This window comes from Paenibacillus sp. NPDC057934, from assembly GCF_042887565.1.
Taxonomy (GTDB): domain Bacteria; phylum Bacillota; class Bacilli; order Paenibacillales; family Paenibacillaceae; genus Paenibacillus_AQ.
Window position 1 is genome coordinate 623,636 of record NZ_JBHVPB010000001.1, and the last position, 19,869, is coordinate 643,504.

16 protein-coding genes, 1 pseudogene and 1 riboswitch are annotated in these 19,869 nt (G+C 47.1%); of the genes and pseudogenes, 14 read left to right on the forward strand and 3 right to left on the reverse strand.

Going from position 1 to position 19,869, the window contains the following annotated elements:
* The first annotated feature begins 28 nt into the window (after positions 1-28).
* Together ACFVRY_RS03045 and ACFVRY_RS03050 are read left to right on the forward strand one after the other, a co-directional pair.
* Complete coding sequence (locus ACFVRY_RS03045; RefSeq protein WP_387497137.1) at positions 29-730, forward strand: response regulator transcription factor; 702 nt, start codon at positions 29-31, stop codon at positions 728-730.
* The gene (locus ACFVRY_RS03050; protein WP_387497140.1) at positions 727-2,118 is read left to right on the forward strand and encodes a sensor histidine kinase; all 1,392 of its coding nucleotides are present in this window, start codon (positions 727-729) and stop codon (positions 2,116-2,118) included. Before ACFVRY_RS03045 ends, ACFVRY_RS03050 begins: the two co-directional genes overlap by 4 nt.
* Before the next feature lie 280 nt (positions 2,119-2,398).
* Here ACFVRY_RS03050 and ACFVRY_RS03055 read toward each other — a convergent pair.
* Positions 2,399-2,887: pseudogene (locus ACFVRY_RS03055) on the reverse strand (C40 family peptidase); the annotation flags it as partial.
* Positions 2,888-3,200: 313 nt separating this feature from the next.
* Between ACFVRY_RS03055 and ACFVRY_RS03060 the strand changes: the two are divergent.
* Entirely contained in the window at positions 3,201-3,881 is a 681-nt protein-coding gene (locus tag ACFVRY_RS03060; RefSeq protein ID WP_387497143.1) for a succinylglutamate desuccinylase/aspartoacylase family protein, read from the forward strand.
* 8 nt (positions 3,882-3,889) lie between these two features.
* On the opposite strand, the gene ACFVRY_RS03065 is transcribed toward ACFVRY_RS03060, so the two are convergent.
* Positions 3,890-5,272: a hypothetical protein gene (locus ACFVRY_RS03065; protein WP_387497146.1), complete on the reverse strand. Its 1,383-nt coding sequence runs from the start codon at positions 5,270-5,272 to the stop codon at positions 3,890-3,892.
* A gap of 211 nt (positions 5,273-5,483) precedes the next feature.
* Between ACFVRY_RS03065 and ACFVRY_RS03070 the strand changes: the two genes are divergently transcribed.
* The 5 genes from ACFVRY_RS03070 (at position 5,484) to ACFVRY_RS03090 (ending at position 11,366) form a co-directional block, all read left to right on the forward strand.
* Positions 5,484-6,629 (forward strand): MGDG synthase family glycosyltransferase, encoded by a 1,146-nt coding sequence (locus ACFVRY_RS03070; RefSeq protein ID WP_387497149.1) that lies wholly within the window; start codon positions 5,484-5,486, stop codon positions 6,627-6,629.
* 64 nt (positions 6,630-6,693) lie between these two features.
* A riboswitch (Fluoride riboswitch) is annotated at positions 6,694-6,757 on the forward strand.
* Between the two features lie 64 nt (positions 6,758-6,821).
* Positions 6,822-8,156: a voltage-gated chloride channel family protein gene (locus tag ACFVRY_RS03075; protein ID WP_387497152.1), complete on the forward strand. Its 1,335-nt coding sequence runs from the start codon at positions 6,822-6,824 to the stop codon at positions 8,154-8,156.
* A gap of 65 nt (positions 8,157-8,221) precedes the next feature.
* Positions 8,222-8,374, forward strand: a complete 153-nt coding sequence (locus ACFVRY_RS03080; protein WP_387497155.1) for a hypothetical protein — start codon at positions 8,222-8,224, stop codon at positions 8,372-8,374.
* 175 nt (positions 8,375-8,549) lie between these two features.
* Positions 8,550-10,508, forward strand: coding sequence for an ABC1 kinase family protein (locus ACFVRY_RS03085; protein WP_387497158.1), 1,959 nt, complete (start codon positions 8,550-8,552; stop codon positions 10,506-10,508).
* Positions 10,509-10,727: 219 nt separating this feature from the next.
* Positions 10,728-11,366, forward strand: a complete 639-nt coding sequence (locus tag ACFVRY_RS03090; protein WP_387497161.1) for an HD domain-containing protein — start codon at positions 10,728-10,730, stop codon at positions 11,364-11,366.
* A gap of 608 nt (positions 11,367-11,974) precedes the next feature.
* Here ACFVRY_RS03090 and ACFVRY_RS03095 read toward each other — a convergent pair.
* A complete protein-coding gene (locus ACFVRY_RS03095) occupies positions 11,975-12,892 on the reverse strand; it encodes a LysR family transcriptional regulator (protein WP_387497165.1) in 918 nt (305 codons plus the stop codon).
* Positions 12,893-13,026: 134 nt separating this feature from the next.
* Here ACFVRY_RS03095 and ACFVRY_RS03100 point away from each other — a divergent pair, with 134 nt between their 5' ends.
* The 6 genes from ACFVRY_RS03100 to ACFVRY_RS03125 all read left to right on the forward strand — a co-directional run bounded on the left by ACFVRY_RS03100 (position 13,027) and on the right by ACFVRY_RS03125 (position 19,863).
* Positions 13,027-14,856: a sensor histidine kinase gene (locus ACFVRY_RS03100; RefSeq protein ID WP_387497168.1), complete on the forward strand. Its 1,830-nt coding sequence runs from the start codon at positions 13,027-13,029 to the stop codon at positions 14,854-14,856.
* Entirely contained in the window at positions 14,828-15,919 is a 1,092-nt protein-coding gene (locus tag ACFVRY_RS03105; protein WP_387497171.1) for a response regulator transcription factor, read from the forward strand. The genes ACFVRY_RS03100 and ACFVRY_RS03105 overlap by 29 nt, the downstream gene beginning before the upstream one ends.
* A 251-nt stretch (positions 15,920-16,170) precedes the next feature.
* On the forward strand, positions 16,171-17,496 hold the full coding sequence (locus ACFVRY_RS03110; protein WP_387497174.1) for an ABC transporter substrate-binding protein: 1,326 nt from the start codon (positions 16,171-16,173) through the stop codon (positions 17,494-17,496).
* Positions 17,497-17,607: 111 nt separating this feature from the next.
* On the forward strand, positions 17,608-18,486 hold the full coding sequence (locus ACFVRY_RS03115; protein ID WP_387497177.1) for a carbohydrate ABC transporter permease: 879 nt from the start codon (positions 17,608-17,610) through the stop codon (positions 18,484-18,486).
* 19 nt (positions 18,487-18,505) lie between these two features.
* The gene (locus ACFVRY_RS03120) at positions 18,506-19,333 is read left to right on the forward strand and encodes a carbohydrate ABC transporter permease (RefSeq protein WP_387497180.1); all 828 of its coding nucleotides are present in this window, start codon (positions 18,506-18,508) and stop codon (positions 19,331-19,333) included.
* 128 nt (positions 19,334-19,461) lie between these two features.
* A complete protein-coding gene (locus tag ACFVRY_RS03125) occupies positions 19,462-19,863 on the forward strand; it encodes an NUDIX hydrolase (RefSeq protein WP_387497183.1) in 402 nt (133 codons plus the stop codon).
* Positions 19,864-19,869: the final 6 nt, after the last annotated feature.

Consider the following 19,869-nt stretch of genomic DNA (forward strand, 5'->3'; position numbering starts at 1 on the left):
CAATGTTATTTAAGTAGGAGGTATTGTCATGAGTAAATCAGTCCTGGTGATTGATGACGAGGAACGGATATCCAGGCTGCTTCAGCTGGAGCTATCCCATGAAGGCTATTCGGTTGAGATTGCCCATGATGGAAGAGAAGGTCTGGAGCTGGCACTCGGGCAGTCCTGGGATATCATCATTCTGGACATCATGATGCCGGGCCTGAATGGAGTTGAAGTCCTGCGAAGATTGCGCAAAGCGGATGAGACTACGCCGGTTATTCTTGTTACCGCTCGAAATACGACGCCTGATATTGTATCTGGATTGGACCAGGGAGCCAATGACTATATTACGAAACCTTTTGAGATTGAGGAACTGCTGGCAAGAATCCGGGCACATATTCGTATGCCTGCCGGAAATTCTCAGCTCATGGGAGAAGAGAGTCCTGTTATCGAAGCAGATAATTTGACTATCAATAAGCAGACCAGGGACGTCACTAGAGGAGAGCAGCGAATCGAACTGACGCCCAAGGAGTTCGACCTGCTGGTGTATATGATTGAACACAAGAATCACGTCTTGAGCAGAGAGCAGATCATCAAGGATGTCTGGGATTTTGAGTTCGTGGGAGATACGAATGTAGTGGATGTGTATATCCGGTACTTGCGGCAAAAGATCGACAAGGGTCACAGGAAGAAGCTGATTAAGACCAGCCGCGGTATAGGATACAGTATTCGGGAGGAAGACGATTGAAGCTCGGTACTAGGATTAACCTGCTCACTTCCCTTGTCCTCATTGGTATTCTCCTGTTTGTCGATATCACTGTGTACTGTTTATACATTACCAATGCTACCCGCAACGCAAATGAACTGCTCTTGAGCAAATGGGAGCCGATTGTGAACGAGGCGGCCACTCTTCCAGAAGCAGAACAGGAGCTGATGCTCCGAAGTTCTCTGACTCAGAGCACCTATATCCGCATATCTGATTTCCTTAACAATAAAGTCTATGAAATTACACATGGCAAGGATATGAATTTGAGCGGTATTTCCTTCAAGTATACTAGGCACCGGAAGTGGCTGCTACTGGAGCGGAATGAAGAGCTAGTGATGGTCGTACATATTCCGGTCATAGTTCAGAATAAAGTGATCAGCGGTTATGAGATCGCTGCGAAGCTGGATGGTCTGAAGGCAAGCATTCAAAATCTTTTAACCATCCTAAGCATATCGTCGTTGATTGCTATCCTGTTATGTTTGGTAGCGGGCAAACTGGTGTCTCGGACCATTTTGAAGCCCATCACCAAAAGCATCCAGACGATGCGGAAGAATGAAGAGAGCTTGACCTTTAACACTATTCCTCTACAGGGCTCCGCCCGTGATGAGCTGTATGATCTGACAGAGACCTTCAACCGTATGATTGGAAGATTGGAAGAAAGCTTCTGGAAGCAGCAGCAATTTGTATCCGATGCCTCTCATGAGCTGAACACGATGTTGACGATTATTGAGGGCTATGCCAATATGCTGAAGCGATGGGGGAACGAGGATCAGGCGGTGCAGGAAGAGGCGATTCAATCGATCTATGAGGAAACTAAGCGCATGCGCAAGATGACCCGGCAGCTACTTATGCTGGCCTCTTCGCAGCAAAGCACAAAGTTGAATCTGGAGCCAGTAAATATGGTGGAGGTCTGCCAGCAAGTGATTGCCCGCTTCCATTTGATTAACGAGCGTACAATTCAGCTTCATGCCATTCCCGAAGTGATGTATATTGAGGCAGATCGCAATAAGATTGAGCAGTTGCTGATTATCCTGGTGGACAATGCACAGAAATACAGTTCTCAAGTGGTGGATATTTCTATTTCCGAAGAAGATGGAGAAGTTACGGTTGCCGTGACGGATCAAGGAATCGGAATTCCGCAGGACGAGATCAAGCATGTCTTCGAGCGGTTCTATCGCGTGGATAATTCACGTCACCGCAAGTCAGGCGGGACCGGGCTCGGTCTGCCGATTGCCAAATCTATTGTGCAGGAGCATGACGGCTTAATCTGGATTGAAAGCGTGGAGGGCGAGGGAACAACTGTAAGTGTCAGGCTACCTGTAAGATCAGCTCCGTGTCCGGCAAAAAAATCGGGAGATATCAGGTGTTAAATCCTCTATAAACGAGCCGCGACAAAGCCACATCCAGAGTTATCGGATGTGGCTTTAGTATTATGGTTGTCTATTCTCCAAAATTAAAATATTTAAGTAGATCTTGTGACGCACTGTCGCTGTTATTGCTCTTATCGCTCTTATCGCTGTTATTGCTCTTATCGCTGTAGTTGCTCTTATTGCTGTTATCGCTCTTATCGCTGTAGTTGCTCTTATCGCTGTTACTGCTGTTATCGCCGTTATCCATCGCTGCATGGGAGACAGATTGTCCGCTTGAAGGCAGGACACGACGGGCTGTTGTGTAATGTGAATCCCACCAGCCAGAATTCAGATTCGTGACGGTGACACCGCCTTTACCGTAAGTATGCAGTATCTTCCCGTCACCCATATAAATAGCTACATGGTGAATAGGGGAGTAGAAGAAGACGAGATCACCCGGTTGCAGCTGACTTCTTGATACATAAGTGCCCGCGGTAGATTGCTGTGTTGATGTACGTGGAAGGGTAACACCGTTCTGCTTGAATACGTATTGAGTGAAGGACGAGCAGTCGAAGGAACTTGTATTTCCTGCCTTAGCTCCAAATTTATAAGGAGTCCCTTGGAATTTCAAGCCGGTTGCAATGATATTATCTGCTACAGAAGTCTGACTTGTTGCGGCATAGGCTGTACTGGAGCCGTCCAAGACGGCAACACCTGAAGTCATCAGGGCAAGTCCTAAGCTGACACCGACACAAAGCTTGCGGATACGTTGTTTGTTATGGATACTCATACATTACCTCCTATGGTTTTGTGTGGGCTGATTGCCCTGGAAACACCATAGCATAGATAAAATAACCATAACTTACCATGCAACCTTGGATCTCGCTTGTCCCAACCGGTGTGGAGAGTTTATTAGAGTACGCTGAGAAATTTCACATCTTTTTCTTATTGACACACTTATAGAAAGACGACTTGGGGACTTCATAGCTGCGGCGGTGGGGTCTATTTGCTGTTTCGTCCAACCCCCTGCAAAGAAACAAGCATAAAAATATATTGTTATCCCTGCATCACAGCGGGGCGAAATCATCAGGAGGTGGGAAACGGTGATCGTGAAAAAACATAGCTTAGCACCGGGTTCAGCCTATAACACACCTTATCATGTTATCAGAGGAAGTCAGCAGGGACCGGTCTTTATGATTGTCGCGGGGATACACGGAAATGAAACGGCCAGCATGAAGGCAGCGCAGAGGATAGTGAATCAACTTCGTCATGGAAGTAGGAGTATTCAGCGGGGAACCCTAATTATTGTGCCGATCCTGAATAAACAAGCTTATCGCAAACGGATTCGTGGAGTCCCTGACTTGAACCGCAGATTTCCCAGATACAATAATGAAGCAGCGAGCCATCCACTGGCTTCATCTTTATGCCGGTTGATGCGCAGTTACCACCCATCCTGGTATCTGGATCTTCACGAGGCCAATGGGTTGTCCCAGCGGAGCAAGCGTGTGCTGGGACAAAGTCTGGTCGTAAGCCCGGGGAATCCGGCAGTGCCTGCCGTCCGCCATGTTCTTAAAGGCATCAACGAAACTGTAGGGGTAGAATCCCTGCGTTTCAACATTCGTCTGCGTTCCCGATCCGGCACCTCAAGGATGGCGGTCTCCCGGTTACTTGGAGCGAAGGCGGTGACCGTAGAGACCTGCTGGAGTCTAAATCATGCTGACCGGGTGCATTACCAAATGGATATCATCTATCGATTCCTGCGCTATGCGGGGTTAATGATTTGATTACTTCTCTAAAAAGAAAACACACTCCCGTATCTCCCCTTATACACGGGTTCTCCGAAGTCCTTAACCCACTCCTTGTAAAGTTTGCGGGAGACGCCGCTATGGACAATGACATAATCGGGATGATCGGCTTTAACGATCTCCGGCAAATATTCGGAGAATCCGTACATCGAGCGTTCAAAGGCCGTCCAGCCCAGCGCACCTATAGATTCTTTAGTGATAAAAGGGTCCTGTCTGCCATCACAGAGGATATCCCCGCCGCGAAACATCACGTAGCCGGATGAGCCGTAGCGGGAGAATACCCGTGGGCGCACACCGTCCGGTGTCTTGTCAAGGATATAGGTCATTTCATCGACCGGATAGCTTTTTGCATCTACCACGGGCGGAACCAGAAAAATGTAGGCGGTATTGATCGCCAGGCCAAGCGTTAAGCAGAGCAGGATTGTCTTTCGTGCCGGCACGTATGCGAACTTGCGCAGCCTGGATACCTTCGGAAGTGCTTCGAAGAACACTGCGGCAAAGTAAGGGATGAACAGCCACATGAATAAATTTTGCTTGAAATTGGACACGCCCAAATACAGAATCCCAAGCATCATAAAGAACCGGAAAGGCTTACGCTGCAAGGCGAAAGGCAATGTAGCTGCAAAAAACAGCAGGAGCAGCAGAATCGGAAGATTCAATAGCTTGTTGAATTGAAGCGGCTGCCATTCGTTAATTAGCAGATTGAAGTTCTTCTGGGTGACAGCCAGGATGAACAGTAGGCTTTTTAGCCCACCAGGGTTGGCTAGACCAGCAAGCCAGGTAAGTATATAAACGATGATATGGCGTCTGTTCAATGTTTTGGCAATCAGCGCTTCCAGGAACGTCATTCCCGTGAACACAGCGATGACCAGCCACACGCCCGCGTGAAAGTTGGCGATAGCACAGGAGAGGAGGATCATCGCAGCTGCGTATCTCTTTTTGGCAACCATCTGAAATTCACGCATGTAAACAAAAAACCACACAATCATGAACGCAGAGATCATTTGGGGCCTGCCCTTAAAGTAATTATAATAAATCCAGCAACTGATCAGCAGTACAAAGGGTAACAACAGAGGATGGTTCTCTGATAGGCCCAGTTCCTTGCGTGATACCCGTCCTAGTCGGAGCATCCCCAGAATAAGTAACAGTAGGCACACAGCAGTTAATATGTATATCCCTGGCCAGCCAAATGCTTGATATAGCGGCGCAACGAGCAGTTGGAATCCGAATTCATGCGGTACATAAGGCAGTTTATCCCCGTAAAATGTATGTATAGCGTGATGCAGCACCTGACCGTGCTCAATCATATAACGCCCCACTTCGATATGCCAAAAAGTATCCGGATCATTATACGAATATTTGGGCATCATTACCAAGATGAATCCTATAATTAGAACACAATATAAGATATGGATAGCTTTTGGTTTCATCAGATCAGTTCCTTCTCCACTTTTTCTCCTACTATACAGGGACTTCCCTAAGGAATGGTTAATATTCTGACATTTTACATACGGTATTTATAGTCCGTTTATGATTAAGGTTTACAGTGGAGAGGAGCCTATACCAAAAAGGAGACTTCTTATGAAAATAAATCCGGTTGTCCTTATCGTATCCTCCGCTTTTGGCGACGGTCATGCCAAGACAGCGCAGGCGCTTCAGCAGTCTTTTTTGGCGCGTGGGGTAGAGCAGGTGTATATTGTTGATTTGTTTGCGGAAGTTCATCCTTTTCTGAATGCAGTTTCTCGTACCTTTTATTTGAAAAGCACGGCATACGCTCCCGGTCTGTACGGCATGCTGTACGATATGACAAGTCGAATGAAGCCGGGCCAGCCGCTCAGCCGTTTTTTACATTCCATGGGGAAGCGTAAGGTCGAAGAAGTTCTGAAGCGTCTGAAACCAGATGTTATTATTCATACGTTTCCTTATTTAGCCGCCTCCGAGCTTAGTGAGAAAGTCGGCATGCAAGTGCCGATATTTACCGTGCTGACAGATTATGTCCTACATGGGCGGTGGATTCATCCGTCGACGTGGAAATACTTTGCACCTTCGGATAGTGTAAAAGAAGCCCTTTTGGCATCAGGAGTACCTCCACAGGCGATCACAGTCAGCGGCATCCCGATTCGGGAGGCGTTCCAGACGATTCCGGATCGAGTAGAGCTGTTGCGCAAGCACGGGTTAAACGCAAGCAGACGTTATATTCTTCTCTCTGCAGGAGCTTACGGTGTCTTGGGTAATGTCCAGCGGATTATCCGAACGATATTGGAACAATCCGAGTTTGACGTGATCGTATTGTGCGGAAATAACCATAAGCTACGCCTGAATCTGGAACGCCGACATCAGTGGAATGATCGGGTGCATATTCAGGGGTACACCGATCAGATTCATGAGCTGATGTCACTCTCATCCGGGCTCTTGACCAAGGCAGGAGCCATCACGCTGACAGAGGCCTTTTCCCAGTCTTTGCCGGTTATCGTCTACCGTCCGCTACCGGGGCAGGAGAAGGGCAACGCCCGCAGTCTGTCTGGGCAAAAGGCTATCTATACGGCTTATAACGAGAAGCAACTGGCCGATTATCTCCACCAGATTCAGATTAAGACCGGTCAGGAAGAAGTTGAACTGTCCATGCATACCCTCTCCCGCAAGGAATCCTCCCAAGTCATCGTCTCAGAAGTGCTGGATGCATTGGAAGCGGCTTATGATAGACAGATGGTTAGTGAGCCTCACTAATGCTGAGATTACAATACACATTTATCGTTTGACTTCCAGGATATTCTTAATTAATATGGGTGTAGATGAATCGGGCGATGGAGTTCGCCATTAACCGTCTCTTGCAGACTAATGACTCCTACCAGTGAGGTTTTGGCTGGTAGGAGTCTGTTTTGTTATCGGATAAATCTGGGGCATGGGAGTATGGACACGATGAACGATTGGCGAGAACGATGGAGGGCTTATGCGGGAAAGAGAAGCCACTTGGCCATCTGGACCACAGTTGTAAAATGGATCATTCTAGGGGGTTGCATCGGTATTTTAACCGGAACAGCCTCAGCGCTGTTTCTGAAAAGTCTGGATTATGTTACGACGCTACGCATGGAGCATTCATGGCTGCTGTTTCTGCTGCCGCTGGGTGGTGCGCTGGTCAGCTATTTATATTTTCGATATGGGAAGGACAGTGCCAAGGGCAATAATCTGATCCTGGAAAACATCCAAGGCGGAGGAGCGCCGATTCCACTGCGTATGGCACCACTTGTGCTATTCGGAACGCTCGTCACGCATCTGTTCGGCGGCTCTGCCGGGCGAGAAGGTACTGCGGTGCAGATGGGAGGCAGTCTGGCCGACAGCTTCGGCAGATGGATTCGAATCAGCCCGTTGGATCGTAAAATCCTGCTTATGTGTGGGATCAGCGGAGGTTTTGGTTCTATTTTTGGCACACCGCTCGCCGGAACGTTATTTGGGCTTGAAGTCATTGCGCTTGGATTGATCAGCCACCAGGCACTGCTACCTTGTTTTGCAGCCAGCTTCGTTGGCGATCTGGTCGCCACGAAGGTGTGGAAGGTGCATCATATTCATTATGCCGTCAGCGAGTTTCCTACACTGGGTTTCCTGGTTGTGTTAAAGGTGCTGCTGGCATCTGTCATCTTCGGGCTGGTCGGTATGCTTTTCAGTCAGCTGACCCATTTTTTGAAAAAGCATTTTACAATGTTGATTAAGAATCCAATGGTAAAAAGTGCACTGGGCGGGTTCATTATTATTGCCTTGGTGTACCTCGTCGGGACCAGGGAGTATCTGGGGCTCGGCCTCCCGCTAATTGCGGATTCTTTTCAGGGTGAGGTCTCTCCGTTCGCATTTCTCTGGAAACTGATCTTCACCTCGTTAACTCTGGGTACCGGGTTCCAAGGGGGAGAGGTGACGCCGCTATTCGCTATTGGCGCAACACTGGGTCATACTTTGGCGGGGCTGCTGCATATGTACGCTCCTTTTCTGGCTTCGCTCGGCTTTATCGCAGTGTTCTGCGGTGCGACGAATACACCGATTGCTTGCATCCTGATGGGGATTGAGTTGTTTGGATCTGGCGGAGCCATCTATATGTTTATCGCCTGTGTCGTGAGCTACCTCTTCTCTGGTCATACGGGCATTTATACCTCACAGCTGATCGGAATCTCAAAGAGTCATTTGATTTCAGTACCGGAAGGGGCTACTCTTGCTACGGTTAAAGAATTGGGTAAGGTGAAGCACGAGAAGCGGGATGAAGATTAGTCTGTAACCTCTTCGCCAATAAGGAAATAAATGTTATGATTTTGAAGAGGACGGTGATGATAATCATGAGTGTTCTTTTAGTGATAGGTGTTATCATTGCATTTGGTGGTCCGTTAGCCTGGTCTTTTGCTGCTGTTGGAAAACGTATATCCGCTGAAGAGAAGAAGGAAGGGAGAGATCTTACGAATGAGATCAGCCCTTTTACCGGTGGAAAATAACTTGCAAGCCCTGTTCAAGTAGCGGGGTTTTATTTTTGTTTATGGGTATGGCTGAACTGCTAATAGGGGAATTGTGAGAGAGGGTTTTCTAGAAAGCTTCTGTCTGCTTGGATCAATGTTCGTTCCAAAATATTGTATAATACAAGGACGAGCCTTTTCTCAGAGGAGTGAATCAATGTATTCGCAGTATATTTTATTAGCGGTTATTATGTCCTTTATTATCGGACGGTTGATTGGCACGAACATCAGCTTTATGAAGCAGGTAATGGCTTCGCTGTTCAGCGTGATCGTGACGTCTTCAGTATATTGGTACGGTTATTTGCGCGGACGCAGCCTCGATCAATTTGGTACTGACGGATGGCTGTGGCTGCTCAGCATGGTTATTGTCTCGCTGCTGTTCTATCTCTTGTTCGAAATTTTCGATCCGATCCCGCTCGGGGAACGGGGTGAACGGCTTGCTGACACGAAAAATCCGTTTCGAAGGCTATCTGCCTGGTGGCGCAGACAACGCAGATACATTCAAGTGTTGATGATCGCACTTCGGTATGGTGTAGGCAAAAACCTGGCGATCAGGCACTCACCGGCTAACGATCAAAAACTTGCCGTATCCCTTCGCAAAACGCTGGAGAACTGCGGTGGATTTTTTATAAAATTCGGCCAGGTATTATCAACGCGCTCGGATCTTCTACCCTCGGCAATCATTGAGGAGCTGTCGCATCTGCAAGAAAACGTCGCTCGTCTGACGACAGCACAGGTAGAGGAGATATTAGCTAAAGAGTTAAATCAGCCGCAAGAGGAAATCTTCCAACAGTTTGAGATAGAGCCGCTCGCTGCGGCTTCGATCGGGCAGGTTCATCGTGCGACACTCCGCGAGAATGGTCAGAACGTGGTTGTCAAACTCCTTCGTCCCGACATTGTTGCCAAGCTGGATCGCGACCTTGATATTTTAGTGCGCTTTGCGGCCTGGATTTCTAAGAAATCTGCTTGGGCCCGAAATATCGGCTTTCTTGATTTGGCGAAGGGATTCGCTGTAGCGATGAAGGAAGAGACGGATTTTCGCATTGAGGCCCGCAATTTTGCCCAAGTCACAGCTTCGCTGACAAATAGCCCGTCCAAGGTGAAGATTCCATACGTCTATCGTGAGTTCAGCAACGCCAAGATCCTCGTCATGGAATATATGGAGGGTGTCAGCGTTAAGAGTGGTACCGCCATTCTGGATGAACGCGGCATCGATCGGGTGGAGGTCCAACGGCGGATTTTCGACTCTATGCTGGAACAAATTTTTGTTAAAGGGATTTTTCATGCCGACCCTCATCCTGGCAATGTCTATATTCTGAATGATGGAACCCCAGCTTTGCTGGATTTCGGTTCCGTTGGACGGCTGGGAACGCTGCAGCTGGATGCGCTGAAACGATTGATAATTGGATTCGAGCAGCAGAGCGCTTATATTATCATGGATGCACTATTGCAGCTTGTCGAGCCAAAGCAAAATATTGATCAGTCAGGCTTAGAGCAAGCGCTTAGCCAGCTGCTGGTTCAGACGGCTTATAATGTCGCTGGAAGCTCAGATGCTTTTATCCAAGGACTTTTTAGCATGATTGGGAAGTTTGGCTTTACATTCTATCCCAATGTGGCAGGGGCTTTCCGCTCATTGATTACACTAGAAGGCACCATGATGCAATTAAATCCTGCCTTTAACCTGATGGAGGAAGCACGACGCTTTGCCAGAGAACAATCCGTTGAATTTCTTCCGGTCAGTGATTCCACAGATTTGAAAGAGACGGTAACGAATGAATTGCTGGAGCTGCTGCCCGTCATACGCCGATTGCCTCGGCGGATTGATCAACTGGGGTCGATGCTGGAGAAAGGTGATATTTCCTTCAAGGTCGGATTTTTCTCGGATAAAGCCAATACGGCATTCGTGACCAAATGGATCTCGCAAGCACTGCTTGCTTTTGTGGGGACAGCGATCGGAGGGATTTCCGTTGGTCTGCTGAGCTTGGGGAGAGATGCTGAGGCGAAAGAGATTGGAATAGTAGAGATTTTCGGATATACCGGTGTTTTGATCAGCGCGGTACTGTTGATTCGCGTTGCGATTCATACGGTGCGGAATTTGAAGCAGGTGCAGGAGTAGGACAGGAATAGAAAAGAGGAAGACTAAAAGGGCATGATTAAAAAAAGGAACTCATAATGTGGCGACTAAGTCGCGATGTTAGGGGTTCTTTCTTTATTTTAGTTATATCATGAATGATATCTATGGAAATCATAGAATCAATAACATTGATGAATTATTCGTGAGCAAATACAATGAACTCGTAGCCAATCATTCATTACTACTAGGAGGAATTAAATTATGTACACAAATATTGCAGATATTAAAATCCCCGATAGCAAGCTGGCGCTCGGCGCCGCAGAACTCCTGCGTGAATATGGCGATGAGTTGCTCTGGAATCACTCGCACCGCGTATACTTGTTCGGCGCCTTGCAAGGCAAGCAAGCGAACATGAAATACGATCCTGAGTTGCTCTATATCAGCGCTTTGTTTCATGATTTGGGGTTGACCAAGCAGTATAGCAGTCCGGACAAGCGTTTTGAGGTGGACGGTGCGAATGCCGCTCGCAGCTACCTTCAGCAGAATGGGGTTTCCGATGAATCCAGTCGGCTCGTCTGGGATGCGATTGCGCTGCATACCACCATTGGAGTGGCTCAGTATAAGGAGCCGGAAGTAGCCTTGATCTATTCCGGAGTTGGTTATGATGTGATGGGCGAGAATTTTGAGGTCCTGACTGAAGAAGTGCGAAATCAGGTAACGACAGCCTATCCACGTAACAACTTCAAAAACCGGATTCTGCCGGCTTTCTTGGAGGGGTTCAAGCATAAGCCGGAGACGACCTTTGGTAATATCAAGGCCGATGTATGCGGTCTGCTGTTACCCGGCTTTAAGCCGACGAACTTCTGCGATTGTGTACTGCATTCGCCTTGGCAGGAATAAAACAACAGGGGTCTCCTCAGCCGGTAATATGGCTGGGGGAGGCACCCCTGTTAAGTCACATTCATCTGAGATATTATTTCACCATTTGAGTTTAGTAGCTAAGTAACTGCTCATAAAATAATAGTTCCATATTCAGTGAAATTAAAACCCAAACCGCAGATTCAATTCCAAGCCTCGGCGTCACCGACGAAGCCTGAGGCATTCGGTTGTATCATTACATATTCCAGGCTTCCTAACGATGAAAATAGCTCCCTATTCCCAATTAGATGCATTTTTGTATCTTATTTTCCCCGTTAGATGAGAAAAATAGAATATAGGAGCATTATTGTACCTTATTTTTGGAGAAATAAGCCACAGCGCATATTCTGGAGGATTTAACATACAAAAATGCACTTATTTAACTTTTTTCTTTAGCTGCAGCTGAATTAAGGTACAAAAATGCTGCTATTTACACTTTGGGAGCGGTTAAAAACAATATTACTCTTTAATCGACGTTATTTGTTACTACATTCTATTACATCAAGCTATTGTTACTTATGATCTTAACGTTGGCCCCCCAACAACAAAAGTGCCCGGACGCGTATAACGCGTGCCGGGCACTCTAATAGTTACTGGTTTGCAGACTGTATGGAGAAATCCCTAATGCCCTTTTCCAAAACAAATTCCTGCAGCATCGAGAGATACGTCTTGACCGGTTGACTCAGGAACTTCCCGCGGGTATGAATAATCGCTACCTGCCGATTCAGCACGGGATGAATGATAGGGATGGCGCGAATACTACCATCATTGTAGAGATGGATCAACGATTTGGATAACACACTGACGCCCGCCCCGGATTTGATGAGGCTAAAAATAGAGTCTATGGTATTCGTCTCGATGAATGGTTCCAGCGAGAAGCCGGAGGTGCTACAGGAGGCGTCTACTAACTGGCGGCACCGGTGCTCCTTAGGGAACATGATGATCGGCATCGTCTGTACCTCAGCAAACTGAATAGAAGGCGAGTCGGCTAAGGGATGTCCAGCGGGTACGGTCAAATAAAATTGTTCCTCATACAGCGGAATCTGCTCTAGCCGGTCATCCTCGACAGGAAGGATGGTCACTGCGATATCCATCTCATTTTGCAGGATGGGGTCTATGACATTTTCAGCGGCTACGATTCTGATCTTGATCTTTGGGAAGCGGCGATTGAACTCCACCAGCAGCAGTGACACAAGATGATTCAATTCGCCTGGAAGTGAGCCGATCGTAATGGTGCCGCGTTCGCCATCCTGCAATTCTTGTAATTGTTCCTTGGCGCTATGCATTACATTGAAGATGGTGCACGCATGGGTATAGAGTATAGATCCAGCCGCTGTGATGGCGATTTTCTTACCAATCCGGTCAAAAAGTGGTATGCCAAGCTCCTCCTCCAGCGCTTTGATCTGATGACTAAGTGTAGGCTGGGTAACACCCAATTTGTCTGCCGCACGTGTGAAATGTAGCTCATCGCAGATGGCTTTAAAATATTCCAGTTGTCGTAGTTCCATGTGTCCGTCTCTCCCTGTTACATGATCGCTGCCTACTATAGCAGAAGCCCTCTTGACAGGCAAATGATTTAATACTTTATAGACACGATCCGTTATAATAAGCAATGCGGAATGTCAGCAAGGGAGAGGGAGAGATGAAGATTAAGCGGATAATTTGGAAATGGTTCAGTGGAATGACGTTCAAGAGCAAGCTGCTGACTGTCTTTATACCTTTAATTGTCGTGTCGCTTAGCATTTTGGGAGTCGTATCCAGTGAGATTTTTAGCCGTTCTCTCATCAACCGTAGCGTTAATGATGTCATTGATCAATCGAGTCTGATTATCAACAAGCTGGATTCCATTACGAAAAATATGGAGATTTGCTCCAATATGCTGGTCACGGATGTGAACCGGTTATACGATAACTTTCCCATTGAACGAACAGCTGTAGAGGAGAATCAATTCCGGTTGACGATACAGAGCCGCTTGGCGATTGATCTGTCATTGTTCGCGGAAACGGATGCAGCCGTTTTCATCGACAGTAACGGTAAAATTTATACGTCCTATCCATCACGAAATGATGAAAGCGAAGCCATTCGTAGTGGCGTTCCTGAGGAACTACTGAAACAGGGCAACTATGGCTCAGCTTACTGGTTTCCTATGCAGAAAAGGAATTACATGACACCAAATCCTGATGTACCGGTCCTAACACTTGGGAAGGTAGTCATTAACATCAACACTGGGGAACGCTATGGCACGTTGTTCCTAATGATTAAAGAGCCTACTCTGTCAGCCTCTCTTGTAAGCGGGAACAAGATTAATCAGAAGAACTATTTTCTCGTGGATGAGCGCCGGATCATCGTGGCCAGCCCGGACAAGGAGCAGGTACTGACCCCGATTACGAATCCAACAGAGCTTGCACTGCTCCAATCAACATCAGATTTAACAGAGACGGCTACCCGTAATACAGATGGTAAGAGACTAATTACGGTCACAGATTATCCGGGGATGCAATGGAAGCTGCTTAATGTAGCGGATCTGGATGTTCTGACGAAGGATGTTGGCAAAAACACAAAGCTCACAATTCTGATCGGCTTCACCTGTCTTCTGTTGTCTCTGCTGGGGGCCCATTTTCTCTCCAAGGTAGTCCTGAATCCACTGCAGGATTTGACGAAAAGAATGCGCCGGGTCATGGACGGTAACCTGTATGTAGAAGCACCCGTTCACACTAATGACGAAATCGGTTTGATTTCGCGTGTATTTAACTCCATGATTAAGCAGATTCAAGAGCTGCTGCGGAATAAGGAGAAGGAACAGAAGCGGAAACGAGAGTATGAGCTGGCACTGATTACTTCGCAGGTGAAGCCGCACTTTTTATACAACACGCTGGATACGATCTATATTCTGAATGATATGGACCGGAGTGAGGAGGCGCGGGATACGACGAAGGCCTTGGCGGATTTTTATCGGGTAGTGCTCAGCAAGGGCCGTGAGCTCATTATTCTGGATCAGGAAATCAAGATGACCACTGACTATTTGTCCATCATGCAGATGAGATACCCCGATGTGTTCCAGTATGAGATTCGTATCCCGCAAGAATTGCGTAGCACGCCGATTCCGAAGTTATCACTCCAGCCGTTGGTGGAGAACGCTATCTATCATGGCCTGAAGACCAAGGGGGAGCGTGGACTCATTGTGATCTCTGCTGTGAAAGAGAAGGAGAAGATCATCATCCGCGTGGAGGACGACGGAGTGGGAATGAGTGAGGAGCAGTTGAAGGAGGCCTGCTGCTTCCAAGAGGAGGAGAAGGTGGTTAAATCCATCGGGGTTTATAGTGTTCAGGAGCGAATCAAATTGTATTTTGGAACAAAATACGGTTTAACTATCTTCAGTGAAGAGGGAAAAGGAACAAGGGTGGATATTACCGTTCCAGGCGGACAAACAGGAGGGAAAGCGGATGTACCGGATCATGATCGTGGACGATGAACCCTTGTTTCGAGATTATTTACGGATGAAAATGGATTGGGAAGACTATGGCTACTTGGTATGCTGTGAAGCCCGCAATGGCAAAGAAGCACTGGAGGAAGCAGAGATTCATCGCCCTCATCTGGCCTTGATTGATATCAATATGCCGTTCATGAACGGCTTTGAGCTTGCAGAGCAATTAAAGATACGCTTCTCGGAGATGACGATTGTTTTCGTAACGGGCCACAATGAATTTGAGTATGTCCAACAAGCCGTTCGGCTGGGTGTTCATGATTATTTGTTGAAACCGTTTAACCGGGAGGAGCTGGCCGCCATGCTGGAACGGATTCAACCCAAGCTGCCGAAGCTCCAAGAATCGTCTGAAGAAGCGCAGGCTGCTCCGCTGAGTTCTGATGCGACGAACAAGCAATATCCCGCGGCTGCGATTCAGGAGAGTATCCTAATCTCGCTGCGGCTTAGTGACCAGGACACATTAAGTGAGGTGAAGCGCGCCATTCAATCGCTACGGTCCCATGATTTGAACAGCGAATACGTCTACACCATGCTTATGGGACTGGTCTCGATCGGGCTGTCCTTTGCCGGAGAGCGGGGAGTAGCTTCAGAGCATCTGCTGGAGAATCTGACTGGGTCGTCTGCTGACAAGAACCTGCGCGGGTGTGTGACCTGGGACGAGATCGAGGAGTGGCTGCTGAGCTTCTTCGAACGGCTGATTCGCTTGACGGAAAGCACAAGACAGACCAAGTCCTATAAGCTTTACACGGACGCCAAGGCATATATTGAACAGCATTACACCGAAGAAGAGTTATCCGTCGAGGCTGTTGCCGCCATCTTATTCGTGGACCCCAGTTATTTGCGGCGCGTGTTCCGTAAGGAATCCGGTTATTCGGTGCTGGATCATATCACCCACATTCGGATGAAGAGGGCTAAGGAACTGATCCAGAAGGGCAACATAAAGCTGTCGACGATTGCATACGAAGTAGGCTATAGTGATCCGAATTATTTTAGCAAAAGCTTCAAAAAGAACTTTGGTATGACACCGACAGAGTTTGAACAACTGAGGTAAAAGAGAGCCGGGCGGACCCGGCTTTTTTGCTTAAATATAAGAATTTATATGCTCTACGCTATAAGTTATCCTTATATTTCTCGCTGAAACAGATGCTGGCCCTTTGAGGACGGCAAAGCTGTTTCTACTTGTTGTCCCGTTTTTTACTTATCCGGCCCGTTTTGCTCATTCTGCAAGAGGCACAGGTCATTCTATAATGAAAGCGCAAACAAGAAAGCGCTAACTAAATTAAGCTACAGGGGGAAATAAAGATGAAGAGCACATGGAATAAAACGTGGGCTGGAGTACTAGCACTGACACTGGTTGCATCCCTAACCGCTTGTGGCGGCGGATCTTCTTCAAACAAGCCGACGGACACAGGCGCTTCAGGAGGCAACACAGCCGGAGCGAATGACAAAGTGAAACTGAAAGTGTACGCACAACATTTTGATGATGATACCTCCAAGCCGTTTGATTACGCGGTAGAAGAACTGAAGAAGGAAATGCCGAATGTGGAGATTGAGCTTGATCCGGCGGTTCAAGACGGATACCAGAAGCTGAAGACTTATGCGGCGACAGGAAATCTGCCTGATATTTTCTATACCGATTGGAATACATTGCAAACGTTCTCCAAATCCCAAAATGTACAGGTACTCGATGATTATGATACGACCAAAGAATACAAGGCCAATCTTAATCCTGGTGTCGAATCCCGCATGGTTGCTCCGGATGGTCACGTCTATGCATTTCCGGACACAGGCGTAGAGTTCGAGCTTCTGTATTACAACAAGAAAATGTTCCAAGATGCGGGCATTACGGTTCCTATCAAAACGATTGACGAACTCGCCGAAGCAGCTCAGAAATTAAAGGCTAAGGGTTATGTACCACTCTCTATCTTTGCTAAAGAAAAATGGATTACTACGGCTTTCTACAATGCCTTCTTAACTCGTGAGGATGGTATCGGAACAGGCGTATTTGAAAAAGGTGATCCTAAGGAAACTCCGCAAAGTGCAGTTACTGCCGCTGAGCAAGTGAAGAAGCTGCAACAAGCCGGATTGCTTGATGTCAATGCAACCAATACGAACTATGACCAAGCATCCTCAATGTTCTATACCGGGAAGTCGGCTATGCTTATTAATGGTCAATGGGAAATTTACAGCGCACAAGAAAAAATGGGTGACAATGTAGACTTCATGTACTGGCCTGCCAAAGACGAGCAAACCTATGAGAACATGAAATTCCAAATGAACGGTTCCGGTGGACCACAAGGATATGCTGTATCCTCCAAGAGCAAAAATGTAGACGTTGCTGTTAAAGTAGCGGCCTTCATCGCCAAAAAATCGGCTGAGTACAAATTCACGGTACTAGGCAACCCGATTGTTGCACCGAAGATTGATAAGCCTGTTACGGCTACAGACATTCCGGCAATGATGAAGCGTCTCACTACAGAAGTGCTGCCAAACGCTAAAGGCTACGCAGTAGCTGTCAGCAAAATGAGCATCAGTACGGCGATAGATGATAATACGCAAAACCTGTTAGTAGATGGCTTTACCGTAGATGATTTTATCAAGAATATGAACCGCGCTTTGAGCAAATAGAGAAGACTATAGAGAAAAGCTTAAGAACCCTGGACTTCAAACTTCAGGCTTGGGGTTTCCGGGGTTCTAAACCAGAGCATATTTAATTTTGGAAAGGAGCTGTGGAGGGCCATGCGAACTTATTTGGGCAATAAAAAAGCGATTCTATTCTTCCTTCTGCCCGCCATGCTAATCTACACCATAATTATCATCTATCCGGTGCTTCAAACCGTATACCGGAGCTTTTACAACTGGGACGGACTCAGCGAAGCTACCTTCAATGGGCTAGGGAATTTCCGCGATTTATTCACGGACCCGCTGCTCAAGACATCGCTGAAGAACGGCGGAGTTTTTGCTTTAGTGCTTGTTGTGTTTCAGATCGGCTTGGGTACAATTCTGGCTCTGGTCTGTGCAGACGTTAAGGTTAAGGGACGCAAGCTGCTGAAGACGGCTTACTTTATTCCGGTTGTACTGTCCGTGACGGTTGTTTGCCAGCTCTGGATCGCTATCTATGATCCGACCAACGGGCTTATCAATCGCATGCTTCAGATGCTGGGTATCTCTTATCAGCAGCATTGGTTAACTTCACCGACTAAATCGATTATCGCGATTGCGTTCGTCAACGCATGGCAGTTCATGGGCTATCAATTCGCACTCCTGTATGCAGGCGTCAAGTCTATTCCTGAACAATACATGGAGGCTGCAACGATCGATGGCTGCAGCAAATGGAAGGCACACTGGAAAGTGACCCTACCGCTTATGAAAGAAACGTACAAGTTCTGCTTTACGATCGCTATCACCGGCGGGATTAGCGCCTTTACGCAAATGCTAATCATGACCAACGGTGGACCGGGAACGAGCAATTATACGATGACCTTCATGGTATACCGTTACGCTTTCTTGGAAAGCAACTATGGTTATGCTTGCGCTGTAGCGGTAGTTCTGGTAATCATTTCGCTCATTGCAACGGTGGTTATCAACAAAGTATTTGATCGTAACGAGGCGGTCTAGGCAGAAAGGGGAACGTGACATGAAAAAGGCGTTAGGCGTACTTTACCAGGTTCCGCTGTGGATCTATTTTATCGTTTCGGTATATCCGCTAGTCTGGATGATTTCATATTCATTGAAAAATAACGACGAAATTTTCTCGACCAATCCGTTTGGCTTACCGACACACTTCCGCTTTGAGAACTATGTGACTGCATGGTCACAATTCAATATTCCAAAATATTTTATCAACAGTATTGTAGTTTCCTCAATTGCTACAGTTTTCATTCTGCTCTTTGCACTGATGTTTGCCTTTGCTGTAGCGCGGTTGACCTGGAAGTTCAGAGATGCCGTGCGGATCTATATGCTGGTAGGGATGTTTATCCCGCTTCAAGTTATCATGATTCCACTGGCGATTCTGGTTCGGGACTTTCATTTGTCCAATACGTATGGAGCCCTCATTGTTCCTTATGTAGCCTTAGGGCTTCCGTTCTCAACCATGATATTCTACGGATTCATGCGTGGAATTCCAACGGAGATTGAAGAAGCGGCTTGTATGGATGGCGCGAATATCTATCGGATGTTCATGCAAGTGATCATGCCGATGGTTATGCCGGCTATTGCAACAGTTGCAATTTTCCAATTCCTTACGAACTGGAACGAGTTCACCCTTGCGTATATCCTGATCTCTAATGAAGCGATGAAAACTCTGCCGCTCGGTCTGTTGTTCTTCCAAGGACAATACAGTACGGACTGGGGTGGAATGGGGGCTGTTATGACGATGGCTTCACTGCCAATGATCATCGTGTATCTGTTCTTCAGTGAGCAGGTGGAACGAGCAATGACAGTCGGGTCCGCGGTTAAGGGATAAGCGCAATACGCTGAAAATAGCACGGATTAAAAACTTTCTGTCTTTCGAGACAGAGAGTTTTTGTTGTTTTTTTGAAATGAAGTGCCCCCATGCTATAATGTTCAGAAAAACAAACGTAGGAGACTGAAATGACTACATTGATTGATAAAATAGCTTTGGTTCATATCGTTGAAGGTCGTGTGCTGGCTGCCCGTTCCACCGGAAAAGATACTTACTATCTGCCTGGAGGGAAACGTGAGATCGGCGAGACCGATGAAGAGACGCTTGTTCGTGAGATACAGGAAGAATTATCTGTACATATTAAGTCAGAGACGATCTCCCCTTTGGGGACCTTTGAAGCAGGGGCACATGGCAAAGCGGAAGGTGTGACCGTGCGGATGACCTGCTATTCTGCAGCATTTGAAGGGGAGTTAGCCGCCGCCTCGGAAATTGAGGAACTGGCATGGTTAACTTATAGTGATCGGGATCGTGTATCCGCCGTCAGCCAATTAATTTTTGACAAGCTGCATGCGTTGAAGCAGTTATTCTAAATGAAG

Bases quoted from the DNA above. Each gene is read 5' to 3' on its own strand.
- ACFVRY_RS03075 (WP_387497152.1), top strand. From the start codon at position 6,822: ATGAACGATTGGCGAGAACGATGGAGGGCTTATGCGGGAAAGAGAAGC.
- ACFVRY_RS03070 (WP_387497149.1), top strand. From the start codon at position 5,484: ATGAAAATAAATCCGGTTGTCCTTATCGTATCCTCCGCTTTTGGCGAC.
- ACFVRY_RS03080 (WP_387497155.1), top strand. From the start codon at position 8,222: ATGAGTGTTCTTTTAGTGATAGGTGTTATCATTGCATTTGGTGGTCCG.
- ACFVRY_RS03115 (WP_387497177.1), top strand. From the start codon at position 17,608: ATGCGAACTTATTTGGGCAATAAAAAAGCGATTCTATTCTTCCTTCTG.
- ACFVRY_RS03120 (WP_387497180.1), top strand. From the start codon at position 18,506: ATGAAAAAGGCGTTAGGCGTACTTTACCAGGTTCCGCTGTGGATCTAT.
- ACFVRY_RS03110 (WP_387497174.1), top strand. From the start codon at position 16,171: ATGAAGAGCACATGGAATAAAACGTGGGCTGGAGTACTAGCACTGACA.
- ACFVRY_RS03045 (WP_387497137.1), top strand. From the start codon at position 29: ATGAGTAAATCAGTCCTGGTGATTGATGACGAGGAACGGATATCCAGG.
- ACFVRY_RS03085 (WP_387497158.1), top strand. From the start codon at position 8,550: ATGTATTCGCAGTATATTTTATTAGCGGTTATTATGTCCTTTATTATC.
- ACFVRY_RS03090 (WP_387497161.1), top strand. From the start codon at position 10,728: ATGTACACAAATATTGCAGATATTAAAATCCCCGATAGCAAGCTGGCG.
- ACFVRY_RS03100 (WP_387497168.1), top strand. From the start codon at position 13,027: ATGAAGATTAAGCGGATAATTTGGAAATGGTTCAGTGGAATGACGTTC.
- ACFVRY_RS03065 (WP_387497146.1), bottom strand. From the start codon at position 5,272: ATGATGCCCAAATATTCGTATAATGATCCGGATACTTTTTGGCATATC.
- ACFVRY_RS03105 (WP_387497171.1), top strand. From the start codon at position 14,828: ATGTACCGGATCATGATCGTGGACGATGAACCCTTGTTTCGAGATTAT.
- ACFVRY_RS03125 (WP_387497183.1), top strand. From the start codon at position 19,462: ATGACTACATTGATTGATAAAATAGCTTTGGTTCATATCGTTGAAGGT.
- ACFVRY_RS03095 (WP_387497165.1), bottom strand. From the start codon at position 12,892: ATGGAACTACGACAACTGGAATATTTTAAAGCCATCTGCGATGAGCTA.